Genomic DNA, 25,979 nt, shown 5'->3' with positions numbered 1-25,979 from the left:
CCGGCTTTATTTATGGTTTACGTGCTTAAGCTGAAGGTTGGCAATTCCCGAACGGTAACGCTGCTCCAGCGTTTCGCGGTTGGTGGCGGTCACCTCCAGGTTGCGCAGCAGACCGTCGTGAATACCGTACGCCCAGCCGTGGATCGAGACCTTCTGCCCGCGTTTCCACGCCGATTGCATGATCGTTGAGTGGCCCAGGTTATACACCTGCTCCATCACGTTGAGTTCACACAGGGTATCCATGCGACGCTCCTGCGGCATTTCGCCCAGCAGTGAGCTATGTTTGAACCAGATATCGCGGATGTGCAGCAGCCAGTTATCAATGAGCCCCAGCTCCGTGTTTTCAACCGCCGCCTGCACGCCGCCGCAGCCGTAGTGGCCGCAAATGATGATGTGCTCGACCTGCAGAACGTCAACGGCATACTGAACAACAGAAAGACAGTTGAGATCGGTGTGAATCACCAGGTTGGCAACGTTGCGGTGAACAAACAGTTCGCCGGGCTCAAGGCCGGTCAGGCGCTCCGCCGGTACGCGACTGTCGGAGCATCCAATCCAGAGAAAGCGTGGGTTTTGCGCCTGCGCGAGTTTTCCAAAAAATCCGGGGTCTTCCTCCACCAGCATTTTTGACCATAGTGCATTGTTGCTGATGAGTGTATCTATGTTGTTCATGGAGGTTAGCGACCTGTAACCGAGTAATTGCGTTGCGCTACTATAGGGTAACCCGACTTTTAATGAAACCACACAACGTGTGTCAGAACTGAAGGTAAGTTAATTTCATGGCAATTGCACTGGAGCTTGAGCAGCTTAAAAAAACCTATCCGGGCGGCGTTCAGGCGCTGCGCGGAATAGATCTAAAAGTAGAGGCCGGTGATTTTTACGCGCTTCTGGGGCCGAACGGGGCGGGGAAATCGACCACCATTGGGATTATCAGTTCGCTGGTCAATAAAACGTCCGGCCGGGTGAGCGTCTTTGGTTATGACCTGCAAAAAGATGTGGTGAACGCCAAGCGTCAGCTGGGTCTGGTGCCGCAGGAGTTCAACTTCAATCCGTTTGAGACGGTGCAGCAGATCGTCGTTAACCAGGCGGGTTATTACGGCGTTGAGCGTAAAGAGGCCCTGGAGCGGAGCGAAAAATACCTCAAGCAGCTCGACCTGTGGGAAAAGCGTAACGAACGCGCCCGGATGCTATCCGGCGGGATGAAGCGCCGTCTGATGATTGCCCGCGCGCTGATGCACGAGCCAAAACTGCTGATTCTTGATGAGCCGACGGCGGGTGTCGATATTGAACTGCGCCGCTCCATGTGGGGCTTCCTGAAAGACCTCAACGACAAAGGCACCACCATTATTCTGACCACCCACTATCTGGAAGAGGCAGAAATGCTGTGCCGCAACATCGGCATCATTCAGCACGGCGAGCTGGTGGAAAACACCTCGATGAAGAACCTGCTCTCCAAGCTGAAGTCAGAAACCTTTATTCTCGATCTGGCGGCAAAGAGCCCGCTGCCGAAGCTCGAAGGTTATCAATACCGCCTCGTCGATACCTCGACGCTGGAAGTGGAAGTGCTGCGCGAGCAGGGCATCAACAGCGTGTTTTCACAGCTGAGCGCGCAGGGTATTCAGGTCTTAAGTATGCGTAACAAAGCGAACCGACTGGAAGAGCTGTTTGTCTCTCTGGTGCAGGATAAACAAGGAGACAAGGCATGACGCATCTTTACTGGGTCGCGCTGAAAAGCATCTGGGCGAAAGAGATTAACCGCTTTATGCGCATCTGGGTGCAAACCCTGGTGCCGCCGGTCATCACGATGACGCTCTATTTCATCATCTTCGGTAACCTGATTGGTTCCCGGATTGGTGAGATGCACGGCTTTACCTATATGCAGTTTATCGTGCCGGGCCTGATTATGATGGCGGTGATCACCAACGCCTATGCCAACGTGGCGTCATCGTTCTTTAGCGCCAAGTTCCAGCGCAATATTGAAGAGCTGCTGGTCGCGCCGGTACCGACGCACGTCATTATTGCCGGTTACGTCGGCGGTGGCGTGGCGCGCGGGCTGTGCGTCGGGATCCTGGTCACGGCGATTTCGCTGTTCTTTGTCCCGTTCCAGGTGCACTCCTGGCTGTTCGTCGCGCTGACGCTGCTCCTGACGGCAATCCTCTTCTCGCTGGCCGGTTTGCTGAACGCCGTGTTTGCCAAAACGTTTGACGACATCAGCCTGATCCCGACCTTCGTGCTGACGCCGCTGACCTATCTTGGCGGGGTGTTCTACTCCCTGACGCTGCTGCCGCCGTTCTGGCAGGCGCTGTCGCACCTGAACCCGATCGTCTACATGATCAGCGGCTTCCGCTTCGGCTTCCTCGGCATCACTGATGTGCCGCTGTTTACCACGGTGGCGGTGCTGGCGGTGTTCATCATCGTCTTCTACCTGCTGTGCTGGTACCTGATCCAGCGCGGACGCGGTCTGCGCAGCTAGCCCTCAGCCCGGCGACATTCTGTTTGCCGGGCATTTTCTTTGACAGTTATCACCGTAAGCTAACCTTCACTCCGCTAAACTACTTGCCTGCTAAGGAGAGAGTTATGCTGGGATGGGTTATCACCTGCCACGATGAACGGGCGCAGGAAATGCTGCTGAAGCTGGAAGCCAGGTTTGGTCCACTGCCACAGTGTCGCGCCGTCAACTACTGGCGCGGCTTGAGCACCAACATGCTTGGCCGGATGATGTGCGATGCCCTGCATGAAACCGACACCGGAGAGGGCGTCATTTTTCTTACTGATAAATCCGGCGCCGCGCCGTACCGTGCTGCGGCTCTGATGAGCCATAAGCACGACGGCTGCGAGGTGATCTCCGGTATTAGCCTTCCATTGCTTGAAATGATGTATCCCCAGCGCGAAACATTAACCAGCGCGGCGTTCCGTAACGCTATCGTCGCGCAGGGTACACCGGGTGTCAGCAGCTTGTGGCATCAGCAGCAAAAAAATCCCCCCTTTGTCCTGCTTCATGACCTGTATAAGAATTAAACATTGGTATTGATGTCGCTTTTGCTACAATGGCATAAGTATTTCCGCTTCGAATAAGACCCTCATGTTCACGCGTATTGTTTTCCTGCTATTGATGTTCGTCTCCGGCACTTCTTCTGCCAGTTTATTAAGTCAGCAAAGACTGCCTGCTCAATATATGCAAACCACCGAAGATGCGGCGATTTGGGCGCAGGTCGGCAACAGCGTCATTAACGTTGGCAACGTGCGGGCAGGGCAGATCCTCGCGGTGGTGCCTGCGGCGGCGGACTACTATGAATTTCGCTTCGGATTTGGCACGGGCTTTATCGACAAGGGGCACCTGGAGCCGGTACAGGGCAAACAGCGCGTCGAGGATGGCCTGGGGGATTTGAATAAACCGCTGAGCAATCAAAATCTGATAACGTGGAAAGACACGCCCGTTTATAACGCCCCGAACAACGGTAGCGCACCCTTCGGCACCTTAAGCGCCAATCTTCGCTATCCGATCCTGAACAAGCTCAAAGATCGCCTCAATCAGACCTGGTTCCAGATCCGCATCGGCAACCGCCTGGCCTGGATCAGCAGCCTGGACGCGCAGGAAGATAACGGCATTCCGGTCATTACCTACCACCATATTTTGCGCGACGAAGAGAACACCCGTTTTCGCCATACCTCCACGACCACCAGCGTGCGTGCGTTCAACAACCAGATGACCTGGCTGCGCGATCAGGGCTATACCACCCTGACCCTGTATCAGCTGGAAGGCTATGTGCGCAATAGGATGAACCTGCCGGCGAAATCGGTGGTGATTACTTTCGACGATGGCCTGAAGTCCGTTAACCGCTATGCTTACCCGATCCTCAAAGAGTATGGCTTTAAGGCGACGGCGTTCATCATCTCGTCGCGCATCAAGCGCCACCCGCAAAAATGGGCGCCAAAATTCCTGCAGTTTATGAGCGTGTCGGAACTGGAGCAGATGCATGACGTGTTCGACTATCAGTCCCACACGCACTTCCTGCACCGCGTCGACGACAACCATCAGCCCATTTTACTGAGCCGCAGCTATCACAATATTTTGTTTGATTTTAAGCGCTCGCGCCGGGACCTGGCGCAGTTCAACCCGCACGTCCTTTACCTCTCGTATCCCTTCGGCGGTTATGACGATAAGGCGATTAAAGCTGCGAATGACGCCGGGTTCCATCTGGCGGTGACGACGGTGCGAGGGAAGGTTAAGCCGGGGGATAATCCGTTCTTGCTGAAGCGCCTGTATATCTTAAGAACGGATTCGCTGGAGACGATGTCGCGGCTGATCAGCAATCAGCCGCAGGGGTAAATATCAGGCAACCTGAACCGGAATCGCCTTTGCGGTGCGCTTCATTTCATTGTCGCCTTCGAAGTAGGCGACTTTAGGCTGCCAGCGACGCGCTTCTTCGTCAGACATCATCACGAAGCTGGCGATGATCACGATATCACCCACGTCCGCGCAGTGCGCCGCAGCGCCGTTTACGGAGATGATTTTGGACCCGCGCTCGGCGGCAATCGCGTAGGTAGAGAAGCGTTTACCGTTGTTCACGTTCCAGATATCAATCGCTTCGTTTTCGAGGATACCTGCTGCATCAAGGAAATCCTGGTCAATGGCGCAGGAGCCTTCATAGTGCAGGTCGGCCTGCGTGACTTTCACACGGTGAAGCTTACCTTGCAGCATTTTGCGAATCATTACGTTTACCTATAATTATCAGGGGTGAAAGGAACTACGCCAGCTCAACCACTTTATTGTCGATCAGACGCGCCTGACCTAGCCAGGCCGCCACCAGGATGACTGCGCGCTTGCTGTTCTGGGTTAATTCCAGCAGCGTATCAGCATCACGAATTTGTACGTCGTCAGCACGAAGCCCCTTATCGTTAAGCGCCTGCGCGGCAAGGGCGATAATCTCTTCTGCTGTTAACTCTTTTGCCAGCATCTGCTCAGCCATGGTGTTCATGACCTTGCTGAGACCCGGCGCGATTTTACGCTGTTCGGCGGTCAGGTAGCCATTACGCGAGCTGAGTGCCAGCCCGTCTTTGGCGCGTACAATCGGTACGCCGACAATCTCGATATCGTAACCCATATCCGCAACCATCTTGCGGATCAGCGCCAGCTGCTGGAAGTCTTTCTCGCCAAAGCAGGCAACGTCCGGCTGTACCAGGTTGAACAGCTTGCTGACGATGGTGGAAACGCCGCGGAAATGGCCCGGGCGGCTCGCGCCTTCGAGCATGGTGGAAATGCCCGGGACGTCAACGTAGGTTGCCTCTTCGGTACCCTGCGGGTAAACATCCGCCGGTGCAGGTGAGAAGACGATATCCGCGTGGCGTTTTTTGAGCTTCTCGCAATCTTCCTGCAGGGTGCGCGGGTAGCGCGCCAGATCGTCTGCGCGGTCAAACTGCATGGGGTTCACGAAGATACTGACCACCACGATATCTGCCCGCGCGCGGGCTTCGTCGACGAGCTTCATGTGGCCGTCATGCAGATTGCCCATGGTCGGGACCAGTGCGATACGTTTACCTTCCTGACGCGCGCGGCGGATATGCTGGCGAAGCAGCGGCAGGGTTTCAATGATTAGCACAACGAGACTCCTTAATGGAAACTGTGTTCTTCACCCGGGTAAACACCGGATTCAACGTCGGCAATATACTGCCTGACCGCAGCGCGCATGTCGCCCGCTTCGGCGAGGAAATTTTTAGCAAATTTCGGGATGTGTCCGCCGGTGATACCGAAGGCATCGTGCATCACCAGGATCTGACCGTCGGTCACGTTGCCTGCCCCAATACCAATCACCGGAATCGACAGCGCGTCGGTAATGCGTTTCGCCAGCTCAACCGGCACGCACTCCAGCACCAGCAGCTGTGCACCTGCGGCTTCCAGCGCCAGAGCATCATCCAGCAGCGTCTGGGCGGCATCGCCGCGGCCCTGCACCTTGTAGCCGCCAAAGATATTCACGGACTGCGGCGTCAGGCCTAAATGCCCGCACACCGGCACGGCGCGCTCGGTGAGCATCTTCACCGTATCCACAAGCCAGGCGCCGCCTTCAATTTTGACCATATTGGCACCGGCACGCATCACTGCCGCCGCGTTTTCGAATGCCTGTTCCGGCGTGGCATAGGCCATAAACGGCAGATCGGAAAGCAGCAGACAGGCTGGAGCGCCACGGCGCACGGCGCGGGTATGGTAAGCGATGTCCTCAACCGTCACCGGCAGGGTGGAATCATGTCCTTGTACCGTCATCCCTAACGAATCCCCGACCAGCATGACGTTGATTCCCTCTTCGGCAAACAGTTTGGCGAAGCTGTAGTCATACGCGGTGATGGTGGCGAAGCGTTTTTTTTCCTGTTTGCATTTCTGCAGTAAGGAGATGGTGGTTGGTTTCATACTGTTTCCTGATAGCCCAAAAGCGAATCTTTGCGCATTCTAACAGTAACATTCGAGGGAACAATGATTTTAGGTAATCGATTAACCACAAATATTTTATGGTTAACCAATAAAAAAACGGCTTTACCAGCGAGCGGGTTTTTCCGCACCGAGACTGTTGAGAACGGCCTTTAGCGAGAGCCCGTCAGGGAAGGTAAGAGAAGGGGCGACTTCGAACAGCGGCCAGAGCATAAACCCGCGATTTTTCATGTCGTAATGCGGCACGGTAAGGCGGTCGGTATTGATCACTTCATGGCCAAACAGCATGATGTCGAGGTCGAGCGTGCGGGGGCCCCAGCGTTCGGCTTTGCGCACGCGGCCCTGCTGAAGCTCAATACGCTGGGTATTGTCCAGCAGCGCTTCGGGACCCAGTTCAGTCTCAAGGACCACGGCGGCGTTGAGGTAGTCTGGCTGATCCTGCGGCCCCAGCGGCGGTGTGCGGTAGAACGAGGAGACCGCCACGATCCGACTCTGTGGGATGTCGCCCAGCGCCTGTACGGCAGCCTTCACCTGCTCCAGCGGAGAGGCTAAATTGCTGCCGATGGCGATATACGCGAGGGTCATGCTGTTCCTTCACGACGCGGCGCGCGTTTGCGCGGGCGACGATGACGGCGACGCGGTTCCGGCTCTTCATCCAGCCCGGTCAGCATATCTTTCTGCTCTGGCGGGGCGGAGACCTGGAATTCAGCCCACCACTGCGCCAGACGCTGCAGCTCCTGGTTGCGTTCAATTTCCGCGCGCAGCGACAGGAGATCGAAGGCCGCGCGGAATTTAGGATGCTCCATCAGCTTCCAGGCGCGTTTGCCCTGACGACGGGACATGCGCAGCTGAAGCTGCCAGATGTCGCGCACCAGGGTGGTAATCCGTTTCGGAATGGCGAGCGTGCGGCAGCCTTCGTCCAGCACGTCGTTGGCGGCCAGCGCGAACGCATCGTAATAGGCGAGCCCGCTCTCCTGGGTAATACGCTGTGCCGTTTCCAGCAGCGGATACCAGAACATCGCGGCAAAGAGGAACGCCGGGTTCACGCGCATGTCGTTGCGAATGCGGGTATCGGTATTTTTCAGCACCTGCGCAATCATCCGCTCCATTGGGCTGTCACCGTTTTCGGTAAAGTAGCGGGTAATGGTCGGGAACAGCGGCTGGAACAGGTTGTATTCGCGCAGAAGTTTGTAGGTTTCAAAACCGTGGCCGGCCTGCAGCAGCTTCAGCGCTTCTTCAAACAGGCGAGCAGGCGGCACGTCGTTAATCAGCGTCGCCAGACGCGGGATTGGCTCTGCCGTTTCCGGGCTGATGCGCATATTCAGCTTGGCGGCGAAACGCACGGCGCGCAGCATACGCACGGGATCTTCACGGTAGCGCGTTTCCGGCGTGCCAATCAGGCGGATCAGACCTTCTTTCAGGTCCTGCATGCCGCCGACGTAATCGCGCACGGTGAAATCCGCGACGCTGTAATAAAGGCTGTTGATGGTGAAGTCGCGACGCTGGGCATCTTCTTCGATGGAACCGAAGATATTATCGCGCAGCAGCATACCGTTCTGGCCGCGCTGCGACGTCGTGCGATCGGACGCGCCCGCTTCGTGATGACCGCGGAAGGTCGCCACTTCGATGATTTCCGGCCCAAACATTACGTGAGCCAGACGGAAACGGCGGCCAACGAGACGGCAGTTACGGAATAATTTGCGCACCTGCTCAGGCGTGGCGCTGGTCGTCACGTCGAAATCTTTGGGTTTTTTGCCCAGCAGTAAATCACGCACCCCACCGCCCACGAGATAGGCCTCGTAGCCCGCTTTATTCAGACGATAGAGCACCTTGAGGGCATTTTCACTGATATCTTTGCGGGAAATAGTGTGCTGCTCACGCGGAATAACCGACATGTGTGGCTGTGCAATAGCATCATTCGCCATGCTCTCTTCGCGGCTTAGCACTTTACGGCAAAAATTAGCGACTCGGGTAAAAATGGTACACCTCGTAGTGTGTTTTGTTATGAAAAAAGCGGCTAATCATAGCTCAGCGCAACGCATTTGAGAATGCTGGATTTTTGGCACTGCCGCGAGCGTCCAGTTAGCAATGGCCATTTTTAGCAGTTCGTCAATACGCAGATCCTGCCATTCGTTGGTTACATTCTGGTTGAGAAATCGCAGCGCGTCGATCAAAACAGGACGCGGATCGCCGTCTGGCAGGGCCGGGGCGTGGTTCTGCTTTGACAATTTTAAGCCCTGCGCATTAACCGCCAGCGGCAGATGAATGTAGTCCGGCGCCGTCCAGCCAAACTGATGATAGAGCGAGATTTGTCGCACGGTCGGCTCGACCAGATCCGCCCCGCGCACTATTTCCGTCACGCCCTGAAAATGATCGTCCACCACCACGGCCAGGTTGTAGGCGAACAGGCCATCGCGACGGTGAATAATAAAATCCTCACGCGCCAGACGTTCATCGGCATGAATTTCACCGGAGAGTAAATCGTTAAAGTGCATCACCGGGGAGTGCTGTCTGATGCGCACGGCGGCATTTTCAGGGCCGTTGTTCAGCGTGCGGCAGTGGCCGTCATAGACGCCACCTGCGCTCTGGATACGCGCGCGGGTGCAGGTGCAGTTATAGGAAAGCCCCTGAGCGCGAAGCCAGGCCAGACGTTCCCGATAGGCCTCGTGACGCTTTGACTGCCAGAGAACCTCGTCATCCCAGTGAAGACCGTAATGTTCCAGCTGACGCAGAATGGTCTCTGCTGCACCGGGAACTTCACGCGGAGGGTCAATATCTTCGATGCGGACGAGCCATTTTCCCTGGCGGGCGCGAGCCTGCAGGTAGCTGCCGAGCGCGGCAATTAATGAGCCGAAGTGTAATTCACCGGAAGGAGATGGCGCGAAGCGCCCAATATAGTGTGATTCAGACATATCAACAGTAACAAGGCGGGAGAGACTCCCGCCTTTGGAGTGTGTAAACAGCGCTGGTATTAACCGGCCATCTGTTTTTCGCGGATTTCGGCCAGCGTTTTGCAGTCGATGCACAGATCGGCGGTTGGACGCGCTTCCAGGCGACGAATGCCAATTTCAACACCGCAGGATTCGCAGTAGCCAAAATCTTCGTCTTCGACTTTTTTCAGCGTTTTCTCGATCTTTTTGATCAGTTTGCGTTCGCGGTCACGGTTACGCAGTTCGAGGCTGAACTCTTCTTCCTGAGCGGCACGGTCTACCGGGTCCGGGAAGTTAGCAGCTTCATCCTGCATATGAGTAACGGTGCGATCGACTTCATCCCTGAGTTGATTACGCCATGCTTCAAGAATACGCTTGAAGTGCGACAGCTGGGCTTCGTTCATATACTCTTCGCCCGGTTTCTCTTGATACGGCTCCACCCCAGCGATGGCGAGAATACTCAGGGACGATGTTTTACGGTTTTGCCCTTCTTGCATGTTGCTTCTCCTTAACACGCACTATCGATCCCCGTGTTGGGGGAAAAATCAGGTCGCTATAAATAGCAGATGCTTTTCCGTATGGCAATTATCTAAACGTAACACTTGACAAGCCTGTGAGGAAAAGCGTATTTGCGCACGCGGCCAGAACACTTAATCGTCAATCGTCTAATCCCTTATAAGACAATGGGAAGAGAGGATCTCAGAGTCATATTATCGGCAGAAAGTTCCGCTTTATAAGCGAAAACCTCTACCCCCTGCTTTTGTGCCTCATTCAACAATTGCGCGTATTTAGGATCAATATGGCGGGCAGGGGAGAAACGTTCAATGGCTGAATGCAACACTGCAAACAGCAATACGGCGCGTTTGCCCGCCGCCGCAACACTCATTAGCTCTCGCAGATGCTTCTGGCCACGTAGCGTTACCGCATCCGGGAAGTAGCCATTTTCCTGTTCCGCTAACGTCACTGATTTCACTTCAATATAGCACTCCGGCCTGTCTTCCGCCTGTAACATGAAGTCAATTCTGCTGCCTTCATCGCCATATTTCACTTCGCTTTTATGGGTGCCATAACCGACCAGTTCGGGAATTACGCCATGGGTCAGCGCTTCCTTAACCAGTTGATTGGCGCGCAGGGTATTAACGCAAATAAATGCCCCGTTCTGGGTTTCGGTCATTTCCCAGGTATGGGCATATTTGCGTTTAGTATTTTCTGATGTGGAATACCAGACCCTGTCACCCGGCGTCGCGCATCCCGTCATGGCACCGGTATTGGGGCAGTGCAGGGTGAGCGGTTCGCCTTCAGGCGTGATCACATCGGCGAGGAAGCGTTTGTAGCGTTGGACAAGCGTAGCGTGCTGCAGGGGAGGACTAAACTTCATCAGACTTCCTTTCGGTGTTGCCCAGCGTCCAGCGCTGTAGCGGCGTATAGCGGGTGCGTCCCTGTGCAAAGACGGATTCATAAAGCGCGAATGTGTTGACCGGAAAGGCCCAGTGAAAACCTGGTGCCGGGATGGCAACGGCCTGACCGGCATCGCGCAGCAGGGTAATGTGCGGATGAAACGGCTGCGGGCTTTGATAACAGCCGCTGCGCGCCGCCTGCGCGCGCAGCATGTTCGCCAGCTGTAATAATCCGCGCGGAGGCTGGCGCGTCCCCAGCCAGACCACGCGCGAACGCAGCCACTGACCCGCGTCGTCGAGGTGTAGCGTAAATTCCGGCTGGGTAATACGCCCGGCCATTGCGGCTAACGCCCGCTGTTTTTCGGCACTGACGTCGCCCAAAAAGGCCAGCGTCAGGTGCAGGTTAGCCGCCGCGACCGGGCGACCGGCTTCCGGCGGGAAGCGATCGGCGCGCCAGCGAACAATTTGACGCTGTAGTGTTGTGGGCAATTCAATGGCAAAAAACAGCCGTTTCGACTCAGGCATACGGAGGACTCGGTAATGATATGCGCCGATGCTACAATGTACGCCGACTAATGTTAACCCTCTGGAGCTGTTAGTGTCCTCATTGCCGGTCGCCGTTGTTCTTCCTGACCTTCTCGCTGCCTTACGCCATGCCCCGCAGGTTTTGCTGAATGCCCCGACGGGGGCGGGTAAGTCCACCTGGCTGCCGCTGCAAATTCTGAAAGACGGGAACATCAGCGGGAAAATTATCCTGCTGGAGCCGCGCAGACTGGCCGCGCGCAACGTGGCGCAGCGCCTGGCGGAACTGCTGAATGAAAAACCCGGCGAAACGGTAGGTTACAGGATGCGCGCTGAGACCTGCGTGGGCCCGACCACGCGCCTTGAGGTGGTTACCGAGGGGATTCTCACCCGCATGCTGCAAAACGATCCGGAGCTGACCGGCATCGGGCTGGTGATCCTGGATGAATTCCACGAGCGCAGCCTGCAGGCGGATCTGGCCCTTGCGCTGTTGCTGGACGTTCAGCAGGGACTGCGTGACGATCTCCGGCTGCTGATAATGTCGGCGACGCTGGACAATGTGCGGCTACGGCAGGCGCTACCTGATGCGCCGGTCATCAGCTCTGAAGGGCGGGCGTTTCCTGTTGAACGCCGCTATCAACCGCTTCCCTCCCACCTGCGTTTTGACGAGGCGGTCGCCATTGCCACCGCTGAACTGCTGCGCCAGGAGCCCGGTTCCCTGCTGCTGTTTTTGCCGGGTGTCGGTGAGATCCAGCGCGTGCAGGAGCAGCTTTCCTCTCGCGTAGGCGGTGATGTACTGCTGTGCCCGCTCTACGGCGCGCTGTCGCTACAGGAGCAGCGTAAAGCTATCCTTCCAGCCCCGGTGGGGCAGCGCAAGGTGGTGCTGGCAACCAACATCGCTGAAACCAGTTTGACCATCGAAGGTATTCGCCTGGTGGTGGATAGCGCGCAGGAGAGGGTGGCAAGCTTTGATCCGCGTACCGGGCTGACGAAACTCCTGACGCAGCGCATCAGCCAGGCGTCAATGGTGCAGCGCGCGGGCCGTGCGGGGCGTCTTGAGCCGGGGATCTGCCTGCATTTGACCAGCGCAGAGCAGGCTGAACGCGCGGCGCAGCAAAGCACGCCGGAAATTTTACAAAGTGATTTGTCGGGCCTGGTGATGGATCTGCTGCAGTGGGGCTGTCCGGATCCTGGACAGCTTACCTGGCTTGATTCTCCTCCTGTCGTTAACCTCACCGCTGCGCGCAGTCTGTTAACTGAGCTTGGCGCGCTGGAGGGCGAACGTCTGACGGTACGCGGCCAGAAAATGGCGGCGCTGGGCAACGATCCGCGTCTGGCCGCGATGCTGGTGGCCGCGCAAGGGGACGATGAAATTGCCACGGCGGCTAAACTGGCGGCTATCCTTGAGGAGCCGCCGCGCGGAGGCAGCAGCGATCTGGGGCAGGCGTTTTCACGCAATCAGGGGAACTGGCAGCAGCGGGCGCAGCAACTGTGCAAACGGCTTAACAGCCGCGGCGGCGTGCCAGACAGCGAGAGGATTTCCCGGCTGTTAGCGCAGGCGTTTCCGGACAGGATTGCGCGTCGGCGCGGGCTGGACGGCCGCTATCAGCTGGCAAACGGCATGGGGGCGATGCTGGACAGCGATGACGCCCTGACGCGTCATGAGTGGCTGATTGCGCCGCTCCTGCTGCAGGGGAGCAACTCCCCCGACGCGCGTATCCTGCAGGCGATTGCCGTCGATATTGACGCCCTGACCCGTAGCTGTCCGCAGTTGCTTAAGCAATCGGACATCGTCGAGTGGGATGATGCGCAGGGCACGCTGAAGGCGTTTCGTCGTAGCCAGATTGGGAAACTGACGCTCGGGACGAAGCCGCTGGCGAAGCCGTCGGAAGACGATCTCCATCAGGCTATGCTGAACGGCATTCGGGAAAAAGGGCTGAGCGTGCTGAACTGGACGCCGGAAGCGGAACAGTATCGCATTCGCCTGCTCTGCGCCGCAAAGTGGCTACCGGAGCATGGCTGGCCAGCGGTGGATGACGAGACGCTGCTGGCTACGCTTGAACGCTGGCTACTGCCGCAGATGAGCGGCGTGCACTCTCTGCGCGCCCTTAAGGCGCTTGATGTTAAGACTGCGTTACAGAATTTACTGGACTGGTCATTGCGTCAACGTCTGGATAGTGAACTGCCAGGGCATTACACTGTGCCGACCGGAAGCCGGATTGCCATCCGTTATCATGAGGATAATCCGCCGGCGCTGGCGGTTCGGATGCAGGAGATGTTTGGTGAAGCAACCACGCCGTCTATCGCTGAAGGGCGCGTGCCGTTGGTGCTTGAACTGCTGTCGCCTGCGCATCGCCCCTTGCAGATCACCCGAGATTTAGGGGCGTTCTGGGCGGGGAGCTACCGTGACGTGCAGAAAGAGATGAAGGGGCGGTACCCCAAACACGTCTGGCCGGACGATCCGGCGAATACGGCGCCGACGAAGCGGACGAAGAAGTATTCCTGAAAGGGATGTGCGGCCTGATGCCCTCACCCTGGCCCTCTCCCACAAGGAGAGGGAGAACTAATTTTGAGAGATTTCTTCTTTCACAGGCCTGTGAAAGAAAAGAAAATCTGGCCTTTGCGCCTGAAAGTTGCGGAGAAAAAGCATGGCGGGGAATGACCGCGAGCCAATAGGACGTAAGGGAAAACCAACGCGTCCGGCGAAAGAAAAAGTAAGCCGTCGTCGCCTCAGAGATGAGGACTATGACGATGACTATGAAGACGATGATGAGGATGAAGAACCGATGCCGCGTAAAGGGAAAGGCAAAGGGCGCAAGCCTCGGGGCAAACGCGGCTGGTTCTGGCTGCTGCTGAAGCTCTTTATTGTTTTTGTTGTGCTGATGGCAATTTACGGCGTGTATCTGGATCAGAAGATCCGCAGCCGTATCGACGGTAAAGTCTGGCAGTTACCTGCGGCAGTGTATGGCCGAATGGTGAACCTTGAGCCAGATATGTCCATCACGAAAAACGAAATGGTAAAACTGCTGGAAGCCACCCAGTATCGTCAGGTGTCAAAAATGACGCGCCCTGGCGAATTTACCGTGCAGGCGAACAGCATTGAGATGATCCGTCGTCCGTTTGATTTCCCGGACAGCAAAGAGGGTCAGGTGCGCGCGCGTCTGACCTTTGACGGGGATCGTCTGGATACCATCGAGAACATGGATAACAACCGCCAGTTCGGTTTCTTCCGTCTCGATCCGCGTCTGATCACCATGCTCTCGTCGGCAAACGGCGAGCAGCGTCTGTTCGTGGCGCGTAACGGCTTCCCGGATCTGCTGGTCGATACGCTGCTGGCGACCGAAGACCGTCACTTCTACGAGCACGACGGCATCAGCCTCTACTCGATTGGTCGTGCGGTACTGGCGAACCTGACTGCCGGTCGTACCGTGCAGGGAGCGAGTACGCTGACTCAGCAGCTGGTGAAGAACCTCTTCCTCTCCAGCGAACGATCTTACTGGCGTAAAGCGAACGAAGCCTACATGGCCGTGCTGATGGACGCGCGCTACAGCAAGGATCGTATCCTTGAGCTTTACATGAACGAGGTGTACCTCGGTCAGAGCGGCGATAACGAAATCCGCGGCTTCCCGCTGGCGAGTCTGTACTACTTTGGTCGTCCGGTGGAAGAGCTGAGCCTGGACCAGCAGGCGCTGCTGGTGGGTATGGTGAAAGGGGCGTCCATTTATAACCCGTGGCGTAACCCGAAACTGGCGCTGGAGCGTCGTAACCTGGTGCTGCGTCTGCTGCAACAACAGCAGGTGATCGACCAGGAGCTGTACGACATGCTGAGCGCACGTCCGCTTGGCGTTCAGCCGCGCGGTGGGGTGATCTCGCCTCAGCCTGCGTTTATGCAGCTGGTGCGTCAGGAGCTGCAAAGCAAGCTTGGCGATAAGGTCAAAGATCTCTCCGGCGTGAAGATCTTCACCACCTTTGACTCCGTGGCGCAGGATGCGGCAGAAAAAGCGGCGGTGGAAGGTATTCCGGCGCTGAAGAAACAGCGTAAGCTCTCCGATCTTGAAACCGCGATGGTGGTGGTTGACCGCAACTCCGGCGAAGTTCGTGCGATGGTGGGCGGTGCCGAGCCGCAGTTTGCAGGCTACAACCGTGCCATGCAGGCGCGTCGCTCGATCGGTTCTCTGGCAAAACCGGCGACCTATCTCACTGCCCTGAGTCAGCCAAACCAGTATCGTCTGAATACCTGGATTGCGGATGCGCCTATCTCCCTGCGCCAGCCTAACGGCCAGGTGTGGTCACCGCAGAACGACGATAAGCAGTTCAGCGGTCAGGTGATGCTGGTAGATGCGTTGACGCGCTCCATGAACGTGCCGACGGTAAACCTGGGCATGTCGCTGGGCCTGCCGGCCATTGTCGATACCTGGCAGAAGCTGGGCGTGGCGAAAGATCAGCTGCACCCGGTGCCGGCGATGATCCTCGGGGCGCTTAACCTGACGCCGATCGAAGTGGCGCAGGCGTTCCAGACCATCGCCAGCGGCGGTAACCGCGCGCCGCTGTCCGCCCTGCGTTCGGTGATTGCCGAGGATGGCTCTGTGCTGTATCAGAGCTTCCCGCAGGCGGAGCGTGCCGTTCCTGCTCAGGCGGCCTACATGACGCTGTGGACGATGCAGCAGGTGGTGCAGCGTGGTACGGGTCGTCAACTGGGTGCGAAGTATCCGGGCCTGCATCTGGCAGGTAAGACCGGGACCACCAACAACAACGTTGATACCTGGTTTGCCGGTATCGATGGCCGTGAAGTGGTCATTACCTGGGTAGGACGCGACAACAACCAGCCGACCAAGCTGTACGGGGCGAGCGGGGCGATGTCGATTTACCAGCGCTATCTGGCGAATCAGTCACCGGTGCCGCTGAACCTTGTCGCGCCGGAAGATATCGTCGATATGGGCGTGGACAGCTCCGGTAACTTCGTCTGCGGCGGCGGAATGCGTACTCTGCCGGTCTGGACAACCAACCCGGATTCCCTGTGCCAGCAGAGCCAGCCTGAACAGCCGACCGGCAACCCGTTCGATCAGTCTTCTCAGCCACAGCAGCCGCAGCAGCAACAGCCGCAGCAGCAGAATGAGAAGAAAGACAGCGATGGCGTAGCCGGCTGGATTAAGGACATGTTTGGCGGTAACTAACTTTTAAAGCCCTCTTCCCCGGAAGGGGGCTTTTTTTACCCGTAAACCTCATTTCGTTAACCCTCACTTTAACTCTGATTAACCCTTCGTTTTCTCTTGTCTATTTCTTATACCCTTAATTCTCGTAGGGCCGCTTACTGCTTGCTATGCAACCCGCGTTTCGCATATTATTCTGGCGCTCATAATAATAATTCTCGTTTACGTTATCATTCACTTTTCCATCAGAGAAACATCATGGCGCTTTCCAATACTGCTCAGCCAATGAACACGTCGCTGCGTAAACTCGCGGTCGTCGTCGCCACAGCGGTTGCCGGCGTGTCCGCGTATGCTCATGCGGCAGAAACCCCGAAAAAAGAAGAAACCATCACGGTAACCGCAGCACCTGCGGCACAGGAAAGTGCCTGGGGACCGGCACCCACGATTGCGGCCAAACGCACCGCCACCGCGACCAAGACCGATACCCCGATTGAGAAAACCCCGCAGTCTATTTCTGTCGTCACCCGTGAAGAGATGGACATGAAGCAGCCGGGGACGGTTAAACAGGCGCTGGCCTATACGCCGAGCGTGTTCGCAACACGCGGTGCGTCAACAACGTATGATGTTGTTTCTATCCGTGGGTTCACCACCTCCAGTACCGTGAATACCAACCAGTATCTGGACGGGATGAAGCTGCAGGGAGATAACTATTCTGAAGCGTCCATGGATCCGTATTTCCTTGAGCGCGTCGAGCTGCTGCGCGGCCCTACGTCCGTTCTGTACGGTAAAAGCCACCCGGGTGGCGTGGTCAGCATGGTCAGCAAGCGGCCAACCACCGAGCCACTGAAAGAAATTCAGTTCAAAATGGGTACCGATAATCTGTGGCAGACAGGGTTTGATTTCAGCGATGCGATTGATGATGACGGCGTGTGGTCATACCGTCTGACCGGTCTGGGGCGCAGCGAAAATGCGCAGCAGGAGATGGTGAAATCTTCCCGCTACGCTATTGCACCTGCTTTCAGCTGGCGTCCTGACGATAAAACCGATTTTACTTTCCTGAGCAACTTCCAGAGCGATCCGGATGCAGGCTATTACGGCTGGCTGCCGCGGGAAGGTACCGTTGTGCCTTACTACGACGCCAACGGCAACGCGCATAAGCTGCCGACCGATTTCAACGAAGGTGACGAAGACAACAAGATCTCCCGCCGCCAGAAAATGGTGGGCTACAGCTTCTCGCATCAGTTTGATGACACCTTTACCGTGCGTCAAAACCTGCGCTACACCAAAATCAATACGCTTTACCGTTCCGTTTACGGTAACGGCTATATTGCACCGGCTCAGATCAGCCGCGCGTACGTGCGCTCTGATGAAAACCTCAACTCGTTCACGGTCGATACCCAGCTGCAGTCCAAATTTGCGACCGGTGCAGTGGATCATACCCTGTTAACGGGCGTCGATTACCTGCGCATGCGTAACGATATTGATGCAGATTACGGCAGCGCTGACCCTATCAGCATGACGGATCCGCAGCACAACAATGCCAATATCAACGTGAACTTCCCGTATGCCGTGCTCAATCGTCAGGAGCAAACGGGCCTGTACGCGCAGGATCAGGCTGAGTGGGATAAGTGGGTACTGACCCTGGGTGGACGCTATGATTTTGCCAAAACGTCCACACTGACGCGTTCCTCCAACACGACGGCTGAAATCAACGATCGGGCATTCACCTGGCGCGGCGGGATCAACTACCTGTTTGATAACGGTATTACGCCGTACTTCAGCTATAGCGAATCCTTCGAGCCTATTTCCGGCGCAACCCAGGGCGGCAAACCGTTCGATCCGGCTCGCGGCAAGCAGTATGAAGCGGGCGTGAAGTATGTACCGAAAGATCTGCCTGTGGTGGTCACCGCTGCGGTGTATCAGCTGACCAAAAACAACAACCTGACGGCCGATCCGGCGAACCCGACCAGCGGCTTTAGCGTACAGGGCGGTGAAATTCGCTCTCGCGGTTTCGAACTGGAAGCGAAAGCGGCAGTATCTGCCAACGTGAACGTGACGGCTTCCTATAGCTTTACTGATGCGGAATACACGCACGATACCTGGTATGAAGGCCGTCGTCCGGCGGAAGTGCCGCGTAACATGGCGTCTCTGTGGGCAGATTACACCTTCCACGAGACGGCGTTGAGCGGTCTGACGGTAGGGGCAGGCACCCGTTACATCGGTAACACCGTGTCCTACTACTCTGCCTCGTCGCCAAAAGCCTACCAGTCGTTCAACGTCGCGGGCTACGCACTGGCTGACGCGACCGTGAAATACGACCTGGCACGCTTTGGACTGCCGGGCTCATCCGTCGGCGTCAACGTGAACAACATCTTCGATCGTGAATACGTCTCCAGCTGCTACAGCGAATATGCATGCTACTGGGGCGCAGGACGTCAGGTTGTTGCCACGGCGATCTTCCGCTTCTAATCTCTGTCCGGGCACGGTTCGCCGTGCCCTTTTTATTTAAGTTGGCTGAAATGCAGGATAATCAAACGCAACCCGACACCACCTTTACGCTCAACCATCTCTCCTTTCGCGTACCCGGGCGCACCTTGCTGCATCCGCTCTCTTTGACGTTCCCCGCAGGTAAAGTCACTGGCCTGATTGGTCACAACGGTTCCGGTAAGTCCACGCTGCTTAAGATGCTGGGACGCCATCAGCCGCCGTCAGAAGGCGACATCCTGCTGGATGACCAACCGCTCGAGAGCTGGAGCAGCAAAGCGTTTGCCCGCAAAGTGGCGTATCTGCCGCAGCAGCTGCCGCAGGCGGAGGGGATGACGGTGCGAGAGCTGGTGGCGATTGGGCGTTATCCGTGGCATGGCGCGCTTGGACGCTTCGGCGTGGCCGACAGAGAGAAAGTGGAGGAGGCGATTGCGCTGGTCGGGCTAAAGCCGCTGGCGCACCGTCTGGTGGATAGCCTGTCCGGCGGTGAACGCCAGCGCGCGTGGATTGCGATGCTGGTGGCCCAGGACAGCCGCTGCCTGCTCCTTGATGAACCCACCTCCGCGCTCGATATCGCCCATCAGGTCGATGTCCTGGCGCTGGTGCACCGCTTAAGCCAGCAGCGCGGTCTGACGGTGATTGCGGTGCTGCATGACATCAACATGGCGGCGCGCTATTGCGACTACCTTGTTGCGCTGCGCGGCGGCGAAATGATTGCGCAGGGAACGCCGTCCGAGCTGATGTGCAGCGAAACGCTGGAACATATTTATGGTATTCCGATGGGTATTCTGCCTCACCCGGCCGGGGCTGCACCGGTGAGCTTCGTCTACTGATGCTCGACAACATGCGCATTAGCCGCCGTCGCCTGCTGACGGCGATGGCCCTCTCACCGCTGCTGTTAAAAATGAATACGGCGCGTGCCGCCGCCGTCGATCCGCACCGCATAGTGGCGCTGGAGTGGCTGCCGGTCGAGCTGATGATGGCGCTCGGCGTCACGCCCTACGGCGTGGCGGACATTCCTAACTATAACCTCTGGGTGAACGAGCCGAAGCTGCCGGACTCGGTAATCGACGTCGGCCTGCGGACGGAGCCAAACCTCGAGCTGCTCACCCAGATGAAACCGTCGTTCCTGTTCTGGTCCGCGGGCTACGGTCCGTCAGAAGAGACCATGGCGCGCATTGCGCCCGGACGTGGATTCGCTTTCAGCGACGGTAAAAAACCGCTGGCGATGGCGAAAAAGTCGGTTAACGAGATGGCGCATTTCCTCAACCGGGAAGCGGAGGCTAAAAAACATCTCGACGAATTCGATGCCCTGATTGACGCTCTGAAGCCGCGTTTTGCTCACCGTGGCGATCGTCCGCTGCTGATGGTGACGCTGCTGGATGCCCGCCATATGCTGGTTTTTGGTAAAAACTGCCTGTTCCAGGAAGTCCTCGACAGTTTTGGTATTCGTAATGCCTGGGAAGGGGAGATGACGTTCTGGGGCAGTACCGCTGTGGGTATCGATCGTCTCGCGGCGTTTCGCGACGTGGATGTGCTGTGCTTCGATCACGGCAACGAGCGCGCCATGCAAACCCTGATGGCGACGCCGCTCTGGAAGGCGATGCCGTTTGTCCGTGAGCAACGCTTCCAGCGCGCTCCGGCGGTCTGGTTCTACGGCGCGACGCTCTCGGCCATGCATTTTGCCCGCGTGCTGGATAACGCGCTGGGAGGTAAAGCATGAGTTCACGGATTGCCCGCTTCCCGGCGCTTCTGCTGGTGCTGATTTTCCTTGCCGCGCTGGCGTTAACCGGGTTTAACCTCTCGGCCGCATTACCGCGCGCGCAGTGGGGTGCCGCGCTGGCCTCGCCGGATATCGACAATATTCAGCAGATGCTGTTCCACTACAGCCTGCTGCCGCGTCTGGCAGTCTCCCTGCTGGTTGGTGCCGGTTTAGGGCTGGTGGGGGTGCTGTTCCAGCAGGTTTTACGTAACCCGCTGGCGGAACCCACCACACTCGGTGTCGCGACAGGCGCCCAGCTAGGGATCACCATCACCACGCTGTGGACGCTGCCGGGGGCGTTAGCCTCGCAGTTTGCGGCACTTGCCGGAGCGTGTGCGGTGGGCGCGCTGGTCTTTGGCGTGGCCTGGGGTAAACGCCTTTCCCCGGTGACGCTGATTCTGGCCGGGCTGGTGGTCAGCCTGTACTGTGGGGCGATCAACCAGCTGCTGGTTCTGTTCCACCACGATCAGCTGCAAAGCATGTTCATGTGGAGTACCGGAACGCTGACCCAAACCGACTGGAGCGTGGTGCAGCGCCTGTGGCCGCAGCTGGCTGGCGGTGTTGTGCTGACGCTGCTGCTCCTGCGTCCTCTGACGCTGATGGGACTGGATGATGGCGTGGCGCGCAACCTGGGGCTGGCGCTGTCGCTGGCTCGCCTGGCGGCGCTGACGCTGGCGATTGTATTGAGCGCCCTGCTGGTGAACGCGGTCGGCATCATCGGGTTTATCGGCCTGTTTGCCCCGCTGCTGGCGAAGATGCTCGGAGCGCGTCGCTTGCTGGCGCGTCTGATGCTGGCGCCGCTGATTGGGGCGCTGATCCTCTGGCTTTCCGATCAGCTTATTCTCTGGCTGGCGCAGGTCTGGCGTGAAGTCTCCACCGGCTCGGTCACCGCGCTGATCGGGGCGCCGCTGCTCCTGTGGCTGCTTCCGCGCCTGCGCAGCATGAGCGCACCGGCGATGGATGCGGGCGATAAAGTCCATACTGAGCGTCAGTCGGTACTGTGGTTTAGCCTTATCGGGCTGGCGGTGCTGATTATCGCCTCGTTCGCGGCGCTCTCATTCGGACGCGATGCCGCGGGCTGGCACTGGGCAACGGGTGATTTACTCAACGCCCTGCTGCAGTGGCGCTGGCCGCGTATCCTCGCTGCGCTGATCGCAGGCGTGATGCTGGCGGTGGCAGGATGCATTATTCAGCGTCTGACCGGCAACCCGATGGCGAGCCCAGAAGTGCTCGGGATCAGCTCTGGCGCTGCCTTTGGCGTGGTGCTGATGCTGTTCTTCGTGCCGGGCAATGCGTTTGGCTGGCTGATGCCTGCCGGCAGTCTCGGGGCGGCGGTTACGCTGATGATTATCCTGATTGCCGCTGGTCGAGGCGGGTTTTCACCGCACCGTATGCTGCTGGCGGGGATGGCGCTCAGCACCGCATTCACGATGCTGCTGATGATGCTGCAGGCAAGTGGCGATCCGCGTATGGCGAAGATCTTGACCTGGATATCCGGCTCAACGTACGGCGCGACCGGCTGCCAGGCGATTGTGTCCGGGATCGTGATGATCGTACTGCTGGCGATGGTGCCGCTGTGCCGTCGCTGGATGACCATTCTGCCGCTCGGCGGGGAAACCGCGCGCGCGGTGGGAATGGCGCTGACGCCAGCGCGTATAGCGTTGCTGCTGCTCGCTGCGTGCCTGACGGCGACGGCGACCATGACGATTGGCCCGCTGAGTTTTGTGGGGCTAATGGCGCCGCACATTGCCAGAATGCTGGGGTTCCGCCGGACGATGCCGCATATTGTGATGTCGGCCCTGACGGGCGGGGTGATGCTGGTGTTTGCGGACTGGTGCGGAAGAATGGTGCTGTTCCCGTATCAGATCCCGGCGGGTCTGCTGTCGACCTTTATCGGTGCGCCGTATTTTATTTATCTGTTGAGAAAGCAGAGTCGGTAGTCAGGTGCGGCCTGATGCCATCTCCTACGGGGAGAGGGAGAACACCGTAGGCCGGGTAAGCGTTAGCGCCACCCGGCAATGCCCTTACAGTTTCGCAAACACCTTACGCGCCGCGTCAATGGTGTTATTGATATCTTCTTCACTGTGCGCCACGGACATAAAGCCCGCTTCGAACGCTGACGGTGCCAGGTATACGCCTTCTTCCAGCATCAGGTGGAAGAAGCGCTTGAAGCGTTCAACGTCGCACTTCACCACGTCCTGATAGCAGGTCACGGTTTTCGCCTCGGTGAAGAAGATCCCGAACATGCCGCCCACGTGGTTGACCACCAGCGGAATACCGGCTTCCTCTGCCGCTTCCAGCAGGCCATTTGCCAGTTGCGTGGTCCGGTCGGTCAGGGTTTCGTGGATGCCTGGCTGAGCCACTTCGGTCAGGCAGGCAAAGCCCGCCGCCATGGCGATAGGGTTACCGGAGAGCGTGCCCGCCTGGTAAACCGGGCCGGTGGGTGCCAGCGCTTCCATGACGTCCTTACGCCCACCGAATGCGCCGACCGGCATGCCGCCGCCGATGATTTTACCCAGGCAGGTCAGGTCCGGCTCGACGCCGTAGTAAGACTGGGCGCCCGCCAGCGCTACGCGGAAGCCGGTCATCACTTCATCGATGATCAGCAGCGCACCGAATTCATCGCACAGGGCACGCAGGCCCGGCAGGAAATCAGGCTGCGGTGGAATGCAGTTCATGTTGCCCGCAACCGGCTCAACGATGATGCAGGCGATCTCCTGCGGATACTGCTCGAACGCCGCGCGAACGGTGTCCAGATCGTTGTAGGTGCAGGTCAGGGTATGCTTCGCGAAGTCAGCCGGTACGCCAGGTGAGTTTGGCTGGCCGAGCGTTAGCGCGCCGGAACCCGCTTTCACCAGCAGGCAGTCCGCATGACCGTGGTAGCAACCCTCAAACTTGATAATCTTGTCGCGACCGGTAAAGCCGCGCGCCAGGCGGATGGCACTCATGGTCGCTTCGGTACCGGAGTTCACCATGCGCACCATGTCCATGGTCGGGACCAGATCGGTGACCAGCTCCGCCATTTTCACTTCCATTTCAGTTGGCGCACCGAAGCTCAGGCCGCGCTGAGCGGCTTCAATCACCGCGTTGCGAATGGCCGGGTGGTTGTGCCCCAGCACCATCGGGCCCCAGGAGCCGACATAATCGATATAGGCTTTGCCATCGACATCATACAGATACGCGCCGTCAGCACGTTCGATAAACAGCGGCGTGCCGCCCACGCCGGTAAAGGCGCGCACAGGTGAGTTCACGCCACCCGGAATAAGCTCGCGGGCTGCACTGTAGAGGTTTTCAGACTTGCTCATGGCGTCGTTCCTGGTTCGTATAAAATGATTAAGCCCACTATTCTAAGTGATTCGGGGAAGGTTATGAAATTTTTAGCCGGGTAATGCTTTAAGATTTGTTAAGTAATTTTCAGGAGACGGTGGGGCTGTCTCTGGTAAAATCCTCGCGGCTTTTTGTATGACGAATAAGTACAGGACATGAAATCAGATTCTCCGTCTTTTGAAGAACAACAGTTTACGCGCGCTCAGCATCGAATCAGTATTCGACGGCTGCTCAATCGCGATAAAACGCCGCTGGCGATCCTGCTGGCCGCTGCCGTGGTGGGAACAGTCGCCGGTCTGGTGGGCGTGGCGTTTGAAAAAGCGGTTAATGCCGTGCTCAACTGGCGAGTGGGAACCGTGGCCGGTTTCGCCGACAGCCGATGGCTGGTCTGGGTTGCGGCGTTCGGGCTGTCGGCGCTGTTTGCCATGGTGGGGTATTTTCTGGTGCGTAAATTTGCGCCGGAGGCGGGCGGGTCCGGCATCCCGGAAATTGAAGGGGCCCTGGAGGAGTTGCGTCCGGTGCGCTGGTGGCGTGTCATCCCGGTGAAGTTTATCGGCGGCATGGGTACGCTGGGCGCGGGGATGGTTCTTGGCCGGGAAGGGCCTACGGTTCAGCTGGGCGGGAACGTCGGCCGCATGGTGGGCGATCTGTTTCGGATGCGCAGCGCCGAAGCGCGCCATACGCTGCTGGCAACCGGTGCGGCCGCGGGGCTGTCGGCGGCCTTTAACGCGCCGCTGGCGGGCATTTTGTTTATCATCGAAGAGATGCGCGCGCAGTTTCGCTACAACCTGATCTCCATTAAAGCGGTGTTTACCGGCGTCATTATGTCGAGCATCGTGTTTCGCCTCTTTAATGGCGAAGGGGCGGTCATTGAGGTGGGTAAACTGACCAACGCGCCGGTGAACACCCTGTGGCTTTACCTGATCCTCGGCATGATTTTTGGCGTGGTGGGGCCGCTGTTTAACACCTTTATCCTACGCGCTCAGGATATGTTCCAGCGTATCCACGGTGGGAATACGACCAAATGGGTGCTGATGGGTGGCCTGCTGGGCGGAATCTGCGGCGTGCTCGGGTTTATCGAGCCGAATGCCGCTGGCGGCGGGTTCGGGCTGATCCCCATTGCGGCGGCGGGGAACTTTAGCGTGGGTCTGCTGCTGTTTATGTTTATCTCCCGCGTCATCACGACGGTGCTCTGTTTTTCCTCCGGCGCGCCCGGTGGGATATTCGCCCCGATGCTGGCGCTGGGAACCTTGCTGGGCACCGCGTTTGGTATGGCGGCGGAAGCGGGCTTTCCCGCCTATCACCTTGACGCCGGGACCTTTGCGGTGGCCGGAATGGGCGCGCTGCTTGCCGCCTCCCTGCGCGCGCCATTGACCGGGATCGTCCTGGTGCTGGAGATGACGGATAATTACCAGCTCATTTTGCCAATGATCATTACCTGTCTCGGCGCGACACTATTAGCCCAGTTCCTGGGTGGAAAACCGCTATACTCCACCATTCTTGCGCGTACTCTGGCAAAACAAGAGGCGGAGCGGGCCGCAACGCAGAATACTTGAATGAATTACCAGGGTATTAGATAATGACACAAAGAATTGGGTGAATTTTACCCAATAGCAGTAGCAGTATTCATGGGAGCATAAGATGAGTGATGATGTAGCGTTGCCGCTGGAGTTTACCGAAGCAGCAGCCAACAAAGTGAAAACCCTGATTGCCGACGAAGACAATCCGGATCTGAAACTGCGTGTCTATATTACCGGCGGCGGCTGCAGCGGCTTCCAGTACGGTTTTACCTTTGACGATCAGGTTAACGATGGCGATATGACCATCGAGAAACAGGGCGTCGCACTGGTGGTTGACCCGATGAGCCTGCAATATCTGGTGGGCGGTTCGGTGGATTACACCGAGGGTCTGGAAGGTTCGCGCTTTGTGGTCACCAACCCGAACGCAACAAGCACCTGCGGGTGTGGTTCTTCGTTCAGCATTTAAGCC

23 protein-coding genes are annotated in these 25,979 nt (G+C 57.8%); 12 read left to right on the top strand and 11 right to left on the bottom strand.

All coding sequences use genetic code 11. The features are described 5' to 3' along the window. Positions 1 to 6 precede the first annotated feature (6 nt). The gene (can, locus tag LJA86_RS15285; protein ID WP_008501947.1) at positions 7 to 669 is read right to left on the bottom strand and encodes a carbonate dehydratase; all 663 of its coding nucleotides are present in this window, start codon (positions 667 to 669) and stop codon (positions 7 to 9) included. Between the two features lie 107 nt (positions 670 to 776). Here can and LJA86_RS15280 point away from each other — a divergent pair, with 107 nt between their 5' ends. The 4 genes from LJA86_RS15280 to LJA86_RS15265 all read left to right on the top strand — a co-directional run bounded on the left by LJA86_RS15280 (position 777) and on the right by LJA86_RS15265 (position 4,327). Continuing rightward, positions 777 to 1,703: an ABC transporter ATP-binding protein gene (locus LJA86_RS15280; RefSeq protein ID WP_008501946.1), complete on the top strand. Its 927-nt coding sequence runs from the start codon at positions 777 to 779 to the stop codon at positions 1,701 to 1,703. Beyond that, complete coding sequence (locus LJA86_RS15275; RefSeq protein ID WP_032675960.1) at positions 1,700 to 2,470, top strand: ABC transporter permease; 771 nt, start codon at positions 1,700 to 1,702, stop codon at positions 2,468 to 2,470. The genes LJA86_RS15280 and LJA86_RS15275 overlap by 4 nt, the downstream gene beginning before the upstream one ends. 104 nt (positions 2,471 to 2,574) lie before the next feature. Further along, positions 2,575 to 3,015, top strand: coding sequence for a PTS sugar transporter subunit IIA (locus LJA86_RS15270; RefSeq protein WP_229226375.1), 441 nt, complete (start codon positions 2,575 to 2,577; stop codon positions 3,013 to 3,015). Positions 3,016 to 3,079: 64 nt separating this feature from the next. After that, the gene (locus tag LJA86_RS15265) at positions 3,080 to 4,327 is read left to right on the top strand and encodes a polysaccharide deacetylase family protein (RefSeq protein WP_229226374.1); all 1,248 of its coding nucleotides are present in this window, start codon (positions 3,080 to 3,082) and stop codon (positions 4,325 to 4,327) included. A gap of 3 nt (positions 4,328 to 4,330) precedes the next feature. On the opposite strand, the gene panD is transcribed toward LJA86_RS15265, so the two are convergent. The 9 genes from panD to thpR all read right to left on the bottom strand — a co-directional run bounded on the left by panD (position 4,331) and on the right by thpR (position 11,270). After that, positions 4,331 to 4,711 (bottom strand): aspartate 1-decarboxylase, encoded by a 381-nt coding sequence (panD, locus tag LJA86_RS15260; RefSeq protein WP_003856284.1) that lies wholly within the window; start codon positions 4,709 to 4,711, stop codon positions 4,331 to 4,333. A gap of 34 nt (positions 4,712 to 4,745) precedes the next feature. Beyond that, a complete protein-coding gene (gene panC / locus LJA86_RS15255; protein WP_229226373.1) occupies positions 4,746 to 5,597 on the bottom strand; it encodes a pantoate--beta-alanine ligase in 852 nt (283 codons plus the stop codon). A gap of 11 nt (positions 5,598 to 5,608) precedes the next feature. Further along, a complete protein-coding gene (panB, locus tag LJA86_RS15250) occupies positions 5,609 to 6,400 on the bottom strand; it encodes a 3-methyl-2-oxobutanoate hydroxymethyltransferase (protein WP_008501941.1) in 792 nt (263 codons plus the stop codon). Between the two features lie 123 nt (positions 6,401 to 6,523). Next, positions 6,524 to 7,003, bottom strand: a complete 480-nt coding sequence (gene folK / locus LJA86_RS15245) for a 2-amino-4-hydroxy-6-hydroxymethyldihydropteridine diphosphokinase (RefSeq protein WP_229226372.1) — start codon at positions 7,001 to 7,003, stop codon at positions 6,524 to 6,526. Beyond that, positions 7,000 to 8,397 (bottom strand): polynucleotide adenylyltransferase PcnB, encoded by a 1,398-nt coding sequence (gene pcnB, locus LJA86_RS15240; protein WP_080347332.1) that lies wholly within the window; start codon positions 8,395 to 8,397, stop codon positions 7,000 to 7,002. The genes folK and pcnB overlap by 4 nt, the downstream gene beginning before the upstream one ends. A 42-nt stretch (positions 8,398 to 8,439) precedes the next feature. Beyond that, positions 8,440 to 9,330: a tRNA glutamyl-Q(34) synthetase GluQRS gene (gene gluQRS, locus LJA86_RS15235; protein WP_069720178.1), complete on the bottom strand. Its 891-nt coding sequence runs from the start codon at positions 9,328 to 9,330 to the stop codon at positions 8,440 to 8,442. A gap of 59 nt (positions 9,331 to 9,389) precedes the next feature. Beyond that, positions 9,390 to 9,845: an RNA polymerase-binding protein DksA gene (gene dksA, locus LJA86_RS15230; RefSeq protein ID WP_001155232.1), complete on the bottom strand. Its 456-nt coding sequence runs from the start codon at positions 9,843 to 9,845 to the stop codon at positions 9,390 to 9,392. A gap of 176 nt (positions 9,846 to 10,021) precedes the next feature. Continuing rightward, positions 10,022 to 10,726: a DNA/RNA nuclease SfsA gene (sfsA, locus tag LJA86_RS15225; protein WP_023616320.1), complete on the bottom strand. Its 705-nt coding sequence runs from the start codon at positions 10,724 to 10,726 to the stop codon at positions 10,022 to 10,024. Continuing rightward, complete coding sequence (gene thpR, locus LJA86_RS15220) at positions 10,716 to 11,270, bottom strand: RNA 2',3'-cyclic phosphodiesterase (protein ID WP_229226371.1); 555 nt, start codon at positions 11,268 to 11,270, stop codon at positions 10,716 to 10,718. The genes sfsA and thpR overlap by 11 nt, the downstream gene beginning before the upstream one ends. 73 nt (positions 11,271 to 11,343) lie before the next feature. Here thpR and hrpB point away from each other — a divergent pair, with 73 nt between their 5' ends. The 6 genes from hrpB to fhuB all read left to right on the top strand — a co-directional run bounded on the left by hrpB (position 11,344) and on the right by fhuB (position 22,603). After that, positions 11,344 to 13,773 (top strand): ATP-dependent helicase HrpB, encoded by a 2,430-nt coding sequence (gene hrpB, locus LJA86_RS15215; protein ID WP_196352399.1) that lies wholly within the window; start codon positions 11,344 to 11,346, stop codon positions 13,771 to 13,773. 142 nt (positions 13,774 to 13,915) lie between these two features. Beyond that, entirely contained in the window at positions 13,916 to 16,441 is a 2,526-nt protein-coding gene (gene mrcB / locus LJA86_RS15210; protein ID WP_045907821.1) for a bifunctional glycosyl transferase/transpeptidase, read from the top strand. 234 nt (positions 16,442 to 16,675) lie between these two features. After that, positions 16,676 to 18,886, top strand: coding sequence for a ferrichrome porin FhuA (fhuA, locus tag LJA86_RS15205; protein ID WP_229226370.1), 2,211 nt, complete (start codon positions 16,676 to 16,678; stop codon positions 18,884 to 18,886). 50 nt (positions 18,887 to 18,936) lie between these two features. Further along, positions 18,937 to 19,734 (top strand): Fe3+-hydroxamate ABC transporter ATP-binding protein FhuC, encoded by a 798-nt coding sequence (fhuC, locus tag LJA86_RS15200; RefSeq protein ID WP_048028464.1) that lies wholly within the window; start codon positions 18,937 to 18,939, stop codon positions 19,732 to 19,734. Further along, a complete protein-coding gene (gene fhuD / locus LJA86_RS15195) occupies positions 19,734 to 20,624 on the top strand; it encodes a Fe(3+)-hydroxamate ABC transporter substrate-binding protein FhuD (RefSeq protein ID WP_229226369.1) in 891 nt (296 codons plus the stop codon). The genes fhuC and fhuD overlap by 1 nt, the downstream gene beginning before the upstream one ends. Then, complete coding sequence (gene fhuB / locus LJA86_RS15190) at positions 20,621 to 22,603, top strand: Fe(3+)-hydroxamate ABC transporter permease FhuB (RefSeq protein WP_229226368.1); 1,983 nt, start codon at positions 20,621 to 20,623, stop codon at positions 22,601 to 22,603. The genes fhuD and fhuB overlap by 4 nt, the downstream gene beginning before the upstream one ends. Before the next feature lie 84 nt (positions 22,604 to 22,687). Here fhuB and hemL read toward each other — a convergent pair whose 3' ends face one another. After that, on the bottom strand, positions 22,688 to 23,968 hold the full coding sequence (hemL, locus tag LJA86_RS15185; protein ID WP_229226367.1) for a glutamate-1-semialdehyde 2,1-aminomutase: 1,281 nt from the start codon (positions 23,966 to 23,968) through the stop codon (positions 22,688 to 22,690). A 177-nt stretch (positions 23,969 to 24,145) separates the two neighbouring features. Between hemL and clcA the strand changes: the two genes are divergently transcribed. Together clcA and erpA are read left to right on the top strand one after the other, a co-directional pair. Next, complete coding sequence (gene clcA, locus LJA86_RS15180) at positions 24,146 to 25,546, top strand: H(+)/Cl(-) exchange transporter ClcA (protein ID WP_196365519.1); 1,401 nt, start codon at positions 24,146 to 24,148, stop codon at positions 25,544 to 25,546. A gap of 85 nt (positions 25,547 to 25,631) precedes the next feature. Continuing rightward, on the top strand, positions 25,632 to 25,976 hold the full coding sequence (gene erpA, locus LJA86_RS15175; protein ID WP_013095643.1) for an iron-sulfur cluster insertion protein ErpA: 345 nt from the start codon (positions 25,632 to 25,634) through the stop codon (positions 25,974 to 25,976). The last annotated feature ends 3 nt before the right edge of the window (positions 25,977 to 25,979 follow it).

Source organism: Enterobacter sp. TCD1-1 (genome assembly GCF_020567405.1).
In the GTDB taxonomy this organism is placed as follows: Bacteria; Pseudomonadota; Gammaproteobacteria; order Enterobacterales; family Enterobacteriaceae; genus Enterobacter; species Enterobacter quasiroggenkampii.
Note: the sequence above shows the minus strand (reverse complement) of the source record. Positions and strands in the feature narration are given on the sequence as shown.